The following is a 7,766-nucleotide window of genomic DNA, read 5'->3' as shown; positions in this document are numbered from 1 at the left end:
CTCTGTTCAGGAGCTCGCTATGGCACTCTCGGATACGACCGTTCGGCAAGCCAGAATCACCGGCAATGACTACACGATGGGCGACACGGATGGGCTTGCGCTCAACGTGACGGCTCGCGGCGGAAAAATCTGGCGTTTCAGGTACTACTGGGCGGGTGTGCAGAAGCGCATGTCTCTCGGTAGTTATCCGCAAATCAGCCTCAAAGAGGCCCGTGCTCGACGTGATGAGGCGCGCGCCTTGGTCGCCCAAGGCATCAATCCCTATGAGCACCGTAAGCAACAGCGTCGTGCTGTTCGTTTTGCGGCAGAGCACACCTTTGAGGCTGTGTTCAATCAGTGGGTGAAGTTCCGTAGGCTGAGCCTGAAGGAAGGACGCCAGAGCACGCTCTCGCAGATTTTGAGGATCTTCAGTAAAGACGTCCTGCCTATACTGGGTGGGCGTTCTATCTACGATATCAATCGTCACGATCTGTTGGATTTGCTGAGCAGGATCGAACAGCGCAAGGCCTTAACGACAGCCGAAAAATGCCGGACTTGGTTCAACCAATTGTTCCGCTATGCGCTGGTCAAGATTGAGGGGCTGGAACACAACCCAGCTTCGGATCTTGATGTGGTTGCGCTACCCAAACCGCCTGTTACGCACAACCCGTTTCTCCGCATGGACGAGCTCCCGGGGTTGATGGCCGCGCTTCGAAACTACGGTGGTGCCGACCAAACTCGGCTTGGCCTTCGATTGTTGTTGCTGACCGGCGTCCGCACGGGCGAGTTGCGGTTGGCAACACCTGATCAGTTCGATCTAGAGAAGCGCTTGTGGGTCATACCGGCGGAAGTGGTGAAACAGCTCCAGTTAGCGATGCGGAAGCCAGGGAAGCAGACCCAAAATGTACCGCCTTATATCGTGCCGCTGTCGGTTCAGGCGCTGGAGATTGTGCGTCACTTGCTGGACCAGGTTGTTCCCGCGCAGCGCTACTTGTTTGCGCATCGAAGCGACCTGAGCAAGCGTATCAGTGAGAACACGCTGAATGGCGCGTTACGTCGGATGGGGTATGCCGATCAACTCACTGGCCACGGGATGAGGGCGACGATCTCGACGGCGCTGAACGAGATCGGGTATGCGTAAAGTCCGCCACATGGCTTCTGTGCCACGGCCTTGCAGACTGGGTGTTCCATCTAAACGAAGGCGAGGCGCTTCGGCTCCTGTGTCTTTCACAAGCCGGAATTTCGACAGTTCACCTACGCCATCACAGCGCTCTAGATAGCCCCCTTTACGCAGGCAATTGATGTAGGTTTTTACCGTTTCATCATTAATGCTCGTGCGTCGGCTTATGGCGTAAGTGCTGATTCCGGCCGGGAATTGACTTAGCAAATCCCAGATCCGTTGGCGGTTGTCTTTGCCATCTAGCATGCACTGGTGGGCGGGCTTTCGACCTTGCTTGGCCATGAGTCAATCCCTCCTCAAAGGTGCGTCACCTGTGAACCAGCCACGCTGCCCCCACTGAGCAAGATTGATGCTATCCAAGCAGAGGGCTGCAGCTTCGGATTGAATTTGGTGAAGGTTCACGACGATCCGTCGAAGACAGCCGCGCACGGCTTTGCATAAGTCATCCAGCAGATCGTCATGGATGTGCAGGTGGGGATAATTGGCGTCGGCCAACGCGCGCATGTCTTCTGTCGTCGCTGCCAAGGCGGGTACCCATTCCAGAACACGGTTATGCAGGCGCTCGCGTTTGGCCATGGATTGAGGTACTCGTTCTTCACCGATCAGGACGATGGTGCCGTGACTGGCGTTGTAGATATCGGTCAGCACATTCGCGATGGCTTTATCTAGAAGGTATTGCGCGTCATCTATAATAAGAGGCCTGTGGCTACGCGAAAGCTGATAGGCAATCTGGTCGACCATCTCTGACATGGTGCGCAGGGGGATGATAGCCATCTCTTTGAGGATGGCGGCGAGGAAGGCTTTTTTCGTCCAGGTGTCCCGGCACTCGACGTAATAACCCCGGTAGATGTTGGCGGCAAAGTTAGCCCCCACAGTCTTGCCAAGTCCGCTTGCACCGTACATTACTACCAGTCCGGGTAGATTATCTGGGCGGCTTTGCGCGCGTTCTATGGCACTGGCCAGCATCCCTACATTGGTTAATGGCACGATCTTCGATACGTTCATGTTTTTCTCCGTGTCTGCCTGCTTAGCGTGCGGGCATGGCATGCTCAAACACACGCCGAATAGCTTGGTAGTCAGGATGCTTGGGGTAGTGCTGGTGCCATAGAGCCTCTTCTTCGGAAAGGCTTTCACCCGCCTGCTGGCGTGCATTGAGGCGCTGCCATAGGCGATAGCGAGACATAGAGTCACTTGGCAGCTTGAATTGATCATGGGATGGCGCTGCCAGACGTACAGCATGCTGGCGGGCCGCAGTGAGCTGTGCCTGGCTGTAGTCGACGACTGGTTCAGCGACCAGCTCCACACGTTTCCCTGTGAGGCTTTCCAGCTTTGCCACGGTTTGCTTGAATTGGCCTTTGGCCTGTTTGACATAGCCTTGTTCGATAATAGATGGTGCTATGTAGTCGCTGCTGTTTCCGTTCAGCTTGGCTTCGCCGATCATTTCGCCAGCCATGGTGCGAACCCATATCCGTGAGGAATCACGGACGTCATAAGCCACTCGAACTTGCTTACCGTGAAAGTTGCCAAGCGCCTCTAATGCATAGCGTTCACCTGCCCAAGAGATTTCACCGCGATGAGTTTTGCGGACTACCTGTGGACGCAGCAGATCATTCACCACCTCGGGCGGTGCCTTGAGTGGTTCTCAGCCCTTGGCGATGGCAGCGTCCCATGCCTCCAACGGTGTCATGTGTCTACGCTGGAGCGTTTTTGGGTCACGGATCTTGGGTAATCCTCTATGTGGCTTACGGTTGTAGGCTTCTATTTCGGCTTCTGCGCCCGCTCTGAATTCGTCGAAGGTTGGCATCAGATTTGTGCTGCCTGATTCGCGTAGCTGCTTGCGAGTGATCTTGTGCACCTTGTGGCCCGCATGCCGATCCATGTCAGCGCCCAGGTAGCTAGGGATCTTCTTGGCAGCGTTCACCCATATAGTTTGATGGGCGCGCTCGATCAGGCCACGGGCCTGGCTGTTGTAGGGCAAGGCATGAATTATGCTACCGCCCAGCCGCTCTACGACCTCCCGGATGGTGCTGTTTTTGTAGCCAGGGCCGTTATCGACATAGAACATCACGAACATGCCGCCGCGCTGTACGGCGTCACGCAGAGCATCGAGTACGACAATATGCGACTCGGCCTCACCGACTGAAAACCCAAGTGCACGGCGTGTGGCTACATCTATTACCGTGGTGATTTCCGGGCGGTAGGGTTTACCAGTGCGCTGGTTTAGCACCTCTGCATCGAAGGTATGGCCGTCGGCGGTGTAGACCTCACCTGGCAGCATGTTAAGCGTACTGCGCCGGTTGAACGCCTTGTAGGCCTTAGCTTCCTGGGCACTGCAGCGGCCAAATTCACGTGCATCGATGCTTAGCTTGTTAAGGAAACGGCGCACCTGGTGAATGCTCGGGCGCTCGTCAGAGTGCTTGCTTGCAAACTCTGCATAGCTGGCTTCGACGCTCGGTTTTGTCGGGCGTTGATAACAGCGCAGAAAGCCCGCTGCCCACTCCGGTACGTTCACGTCAGCCTTGCGCCGTGCCGGCGCCAAACCGGCTTCTCCGTACTGTTTATAGTCGGCAAGCCAGCGCTTTAGCGTTCGCTCGGATAGATTGCGGGCGCTGGTTTTACGGTCGTTGGCACGTTCCAGGCGTTCAGCGAGGTAGGGTGAAAGCTCACCGGCCTTGGTCTGGGTAAGCAGCAGCGCAATGGCTTGGCGCTGCGAGGTGACTTTGCTCAGGCGCTCTATCTCTCGGATAAAGGCCAGGCGAGCGGCCATGGCTGAGCGTTGTTTATCATTCAAGCGTGACGACGAATGTGCGTCACGCTCTACGATTTCCGAAGGTTGGGAAGCGCCAACTATCTTGGCGAGCAAGGCTTGCTTGGTCTCGGTCGGCAGTGAGGCAAAGGCATACTCGCTGGCCTTGCTGCCAATTCGGCGCTGGCTGCTCCAGCCGGCGCGTTGAGCGAAGCTGCGGATCGCACGGGCTGTCGCAGGAAGCCCTGGCTGGCCGGCGAGCTCTTGAGCGGTGTACCAAGTATTCATAGGTACCTCTATATGTGCCTACCGACCCAACCGAAGCTAGGTCGGCACGGACAATCAAGCTGCTTGGCTAGCTGCCTGGAATAGGGCTTCTGCGTCGTCAACTAGTAGGAGCAGCGCACGTGATACCTGCGCTACATCATGACGTCCGCCATCCTCGGTAGAGCAACAGATAAGAACGCTCAACAGCTCTTTGACTGCCCCAAGTCGCCATTGGGCAGCGTCCATCAACTCACGTTGCGGAGCACTGCTGTCCACATACAGAACAGGTTTGGTGCCGCCTTGAGAGCTAAACTCCAGAGGTTTGAAATTAGCCATTGGCCACCTCCTGGGCATCCAGTGCGCGGGCCTTTGCTATGGCAGCGTTGTAGCGCTCAAGGCGAACGGAAAGGGATGAGTCGGCGCGGAGGGCTGCGAGGGCCAGGGCGCGGAATGCTGCTGCACGACTAGTGTTAGATGGAGTGGGGGCGTGAGTGTGTTGCATGGTGGTGCTCCTAGAGTAGTGGAGCTGCCACGATTCGCTGTCAATCGAATATAGGGTGGCAGCCGTGCGCAGGTTGACAGACCGGGACTCTAGGAACCCGGCGCACCCGAAGGTGCCCCACGCACGACCGCCATAACACGGAACTACGGGCACAAAAAAAGCGCCTGTTACCGGTACGGCTGGCGCCTGTGCGCCTAGAGGTTATCGGGCTGTCAAACCCGGTCGCTGAATTGGCAGCGACAGGTGAACTTTAGCGATTTGTTTGGCACAGGGCAAGAGCTAACGTGTCCAATGACATTAGGAAGGAGGAGGCAAGGGAAGTCGAGGTGCTTCGTTTTTTTCTCTTGGGGCTGGGGCTGGACTGAATCTTATAGTGCTGATTTTAAAAGATATTTTCGGAAGCGAAATTTCGTTTGCTCAATCGGCAGTATTTCGTTTGGCTGGGACTAGAAAACGAAATAACCATGTGATGTCGCTGGGGCCGGTAAAGGGCCTATGGTCAGTACCGGATAGCCAGCGTGCAGCCTTGAGTTATGGGCTGTCGTCGTGCCCAGAAAGGGAAGTATTGGCGCGCTATTGAGTTCCGTTCACTCGGGCTGGTTGATGCTCTGCTTCCGCAGCCAGAGCCCGCTAAGCATGTGGCTTTGCTGGGGTAGGCTCGCAGCTTGTCCGTGACCGTCTTGCTGACGAGCCAAAGCGCGTCCTGGGTCAGCCATCCCGCGGCACCTGGCTGGTTGAGTTTCAGTTCGTGCTGAATCAGATGACGCAATCCGCTGATCAAGTGATGTTGCAGCGAATGAATGGGTGCTTGCAGTGCCTTGCTCGGGTTTCCACCGATGTTCTGTGCGGTGGAAACGCGGTCGGCCTGCATCACCAACTCACCGAGCACGCCGGCACGTTCGTACTGGCCCGCCAGGACATACAGCAGATTGGCCCACAGTGGCGGAAATCCACTGAGCCAATCGAGAATTGGCCGGTCGAGAATCTGGTTGTAGAGCAAGCCTGCGGCCGCGCCGTGCAAGTGGTAGTCGCGCCCCTTGAGATAGCGGAAACGATACGGCTGATCTATGGAACCCTGCCAAGGATGCCAAACACGGCCATCCTGGCGTTCGACCAGCAGGTCCACGGCGATCTTGCCGATGTCATGGAGCAACGCGCCATAGGTGATGCCAGCGGACCAAGCATCGGTCTGGGCGGCCTGGTCTTCGGGCGCGGCGCCGGTCGGCAGCAGATACGACTGACGCAGTTTCAAACTACAAGCGACCAACTCCAATCCATGGTCGAGCATGCCGCCAAGATAAGCATGGTGGTGCGTCTCGCTGGCAGGAAGCTGCTGGACCAGCTCGGCGTATCGATGGATCGGATTTAAATAGAGCTGGCTGAATTGCGGATGGGAGAGGGCGGTGTACTGCCAAATGCGATCAAGCAACTGGCGGCGATGCTCGGCTGCTAACAAGCTCTGGGACGATTCGATGGGCAGGTACCCATCGGCGACGTTTACAGTTGGTGGCTGAGGAGGCTTTTGCCTTTTGTGCCGAAACAGACTGAGCATCATAGTACTCCCGGGAACTGGCAGAGTCAGTGGCCTTTTAGCCTTTTCGGATAGGGCTCTTACCCTTGACTCCCCATTCCCTTCCAACCCTTACCGGTCCTTTTGACGCGTTTCCCTTTGTGCGGCAATCGGAATATCGATTTGTCCTGGTGCCGTTTTATTGGATGCGCATGCTGGTACGAAAAAGGAAAGTGTCGGTACACTGCGGTGCGAATTTTATCGGGTCTTGCCATGAACCTTACTGACGCCACGCTCATACTGCTGCTCGCGGCACGTATCCATGGAACAGACGAAGCCGTCAGGGCCTCGGCGAAGAGCGTGGTCAAGAAGCTACCGCGCAGCAAACGTGATCTGATCTACAAGGTGATCGACAGCCGAAGTCCACTCGAGCTGGTGGATTACCTAGCGGAGAACCTGGATACGTAACGGCGTACTGCGGTTACGGGATTACTTCATGTTCTTTGCGTCAGAGCTCTGCAGTGTGGGAATTTTCTGGGCATAAAAAAGGGTCCAACTTGTGTTGGACCCTATGAAGGGTTTGCAGCGGTGAGGTGACGATCAAGCTCTATCGTTCATGCATCGCGAGTCATCCATTACCGTCTGCTTCCGTTGCTGCTCCAGGTTGAGCACATACTCCGAAGCGCATCGGGCCTGGCCACTGGCGCGGAAAATCGCGCGGTTGTCAGCCTTGAGCAGGCCGAGCCAGGAGTCGATATAGCCCTCGTGCCGAAGCTCTCCCCGTATACCGGCGTAGGCACATAAAAAAGCGGCGCCCATCTCGGCGATCAACTCTTCAAATGCATAGGCTGGCGAGCCAAAGGGACACGGAGAGGTCACGCCTTCGCGCTGCAATCGAGAGTGGTGTCCGGTCCAGTGCGTCAGCTCGTGAAGTGCAGTGGCGTAGTATCCACCTTGATCGTGAAATTGCGATTTTGTCGGCAGTTGGATGAGATCCCTGATCGGGTGGTAAAAGGCTTCGTCGGCAAATCGATGAATGATATTCGCGCCCGAACTTAGCAACAGGCTTTCGGCAGCACTGTTGGGGAAGAAGGAATCGCTCGATTCCGTCTCGAGCACCGTTTCGTTGAGCGTTTCGAGCCCCTCCGTTTGCTCGATGTTGAACAGAAAATGCGTCCTGAGAATCCCGAAATGAGCAATCTTGGGCTGACCGTTTTCATCGAGTACGGGTTGGCCTGATTCGGTCTGTTCCTCGCGTTCCATCGGTTTGTAGAGCACCGCCAGGGTGCTGTGCTCACCCTTACGGATGTGCCCGCCGGCTTTTTTGGCTTGATTGAAGGTCAGCCAGCGATCTTGAGTGAACCCCTGCATTCTAGCCTCGGTCCAGAGCAGCGGTAAATTGATGCCCGAATAGGGACGCTGGGTGATGGCGTTGATGGGGTAGGGTTGATGATGACCGACGTCAGCTGAGCCACTTGAGGACCAGGGTCTGATCCAGGGTGCTACGCCTTGGTCTAACGCGTTAACGATCTTGTCAGTCACGTCTTGGTAGATATTGCGCATGGCATTTCCCTCGAAAAAT

6 protein-coding genes and 2 pseudogenes are annotated in these 7,766 nt (G+C 56.2%); 2 read left to right on the top strand and 6 right to left on the bottom strand.

Translation table 11 applies throughout. The features are described 5' to 3' along the window. Positions 1 to 19: 19 nt before the first annotated feature. Positions 20 to 1,114, top strand: a pseudogene (locus E4P00_RS21305) (integrase arm-type DNA-binding domain-containing protein); the annotation flags it as partial. Positions 1,115 to 1,444: 330 nt separating this feature from the next. Here the strand turns inward: E4P00_RS21305 and E4P00_RS21300 are convergent. The 5 genes and pseudogenes from E4P00_RS21300 to mobH all read right to left on the bottom strand — a co-directional run. Further along, positions 1,445 to 2,164, bottom strand: a complete 720-nt coding sequence (locus E4P00_RS21300) for an ATP-binding protein (protein ID WP_248132979.1) — start codon at positions 2,162 to 2,164, stop codon at positions 1,445 to 1,447. Positions 2,165 to 2,186: 22 nt separating this feature from the next. Further along, positions 2,187 to 2,774 (bottom strand): Mu transposase C-terminal domain-containing protein, encoded by a 588-nt coding sequence (locus E4P00_RS21295; RefSeq protein WP_248132978.1) that lies wholly within the window; start codon positions 2,772 to 2,774, stop codon positions 2,187 to 2,189. Positions 2,775 to 2,801: 27 nt separating this feature from the next. After that, positions 2,802 to 4,193, bottom strand: coding sequence for a DNA-binding protein (locus E4P00_RS21290; protein ID WP_248132976.1), 1,392 nt, complete (start codon positions 4,191 to 4,193; stop codon positions 2,802 to 2,804). A gap of 54 nt (positions 4,194 to 4,247) precedes the next feature. Next, on the bottom strand, positions 4,248 to 4,508 hold the full coding sequence (locus tag E4P00_RS21285; protein WP_248132975.1) for a hypothetical protein: 261 nt from the start codon (positions 4,506 to 4,508) through the stop codon (positions 4,248 to 4,250). Positions 4,509 to 5,326: 818 nt separating this feature from the next. Continuing rightward, a pseudogene (gene mobH / locus E4P00_RS21280) lies at positions 5,327 to 6,226 on the bottom strand (MobH family relaxase); the annotation flags it as partial. A gap of 231 nt (positions 6,227 to 6,457) precedes the next feature. Here mobH and E4P00_RS21275 point away from each other — a divergent pair. Next, positions 6,458 to 6,652 carry a hypothetical protein gene (locus tag E4P00_RS21275; RefSeq protein ID WP_027912535.1) on the top strand — a complete coding sequence of 65 codons (195 nt, stop codon included), beginning with the start codon at positions 6,458 to 6,460 and terminating at the stop codon, positions 6,650 to 6,652. Positions 6,653 to 6,784: 132 nt separating this feature from the next. Here E4P00_RS21275 and E4P00_RS21270 read toward each other — a convergent pair whose 3' ends face one another. Further along, the gene (locus tag E4P00_RS21270; protein ID WP_248133009.1) at positions 6,785 to 7,747 is read right to left on the bottom strand and encodes a zincin-like metallopeptidase domain-containing protein; all 963 of its coding nucleotides are present in this window, start codon (positions 7,745 to 7,747) and stop codon (positions 6,785 to 6,787) included. Between the last annotated feature and the right edge of the window lie 19 nt (positions 7,748 to 7,766).

Origin of the sequence: Pseudomonas sp. B329 (genome assembly GCF_023127835.1) — a bacterium.
Classification (GTDB): domain Bacteria; phylum Pseudomonadota; class Gammaproteobacteria; order Pseudomonadales; family Pseudomonadaceae; genus Aquipseudomonas; species Aquipseudomonas synxantha_A.
The sequence above is the reverse complement of the archived record's forward strand: the minus strand, read 5'-3'. Positions and strand labels throughout refer to the sequence as shown.

Excerpts from the sequence above, each read along its gene's own strand:
- E4P00_RS21300 (WP_248132979.1), bottom strand. The coding sequence starts at position 2,164 with ATGAACGTATCGAAGATCGTGCCATTAACCAATGTAGGGATGCTGGCC.
- E4P00_RS21290 (WP_248132976.1), bottom strand. The coding sequence starts at position 4,193 with ATGAATACTTGGTACACCGCTCAAGAGCTCGCCGGCCAGCCAGGGCTT.
- E4P00_RS21285 (WP_248132975.1), bottom strand. The coding sequence starts at position 4,508 with ATGGCTAATTTCAAACCTCTGGAGTTTAGCTCTCAAGGCGGCACCAAA.
- E4P00_RS21275 (WP_027912535.1), top strand. The coding sequence starts at position 6,458 with ATGAACCTTACTGACGCCACGCTCATACTGCTGCTCGCGGCACGTATC.
- E4P00_RS21270 (WP_248133009.1), bottom strand. The coding sequence starts at position 7,747 with ATGCGCAATATCTACCAAGACGTGACTGACAAGATCGTTAACGCGTTA.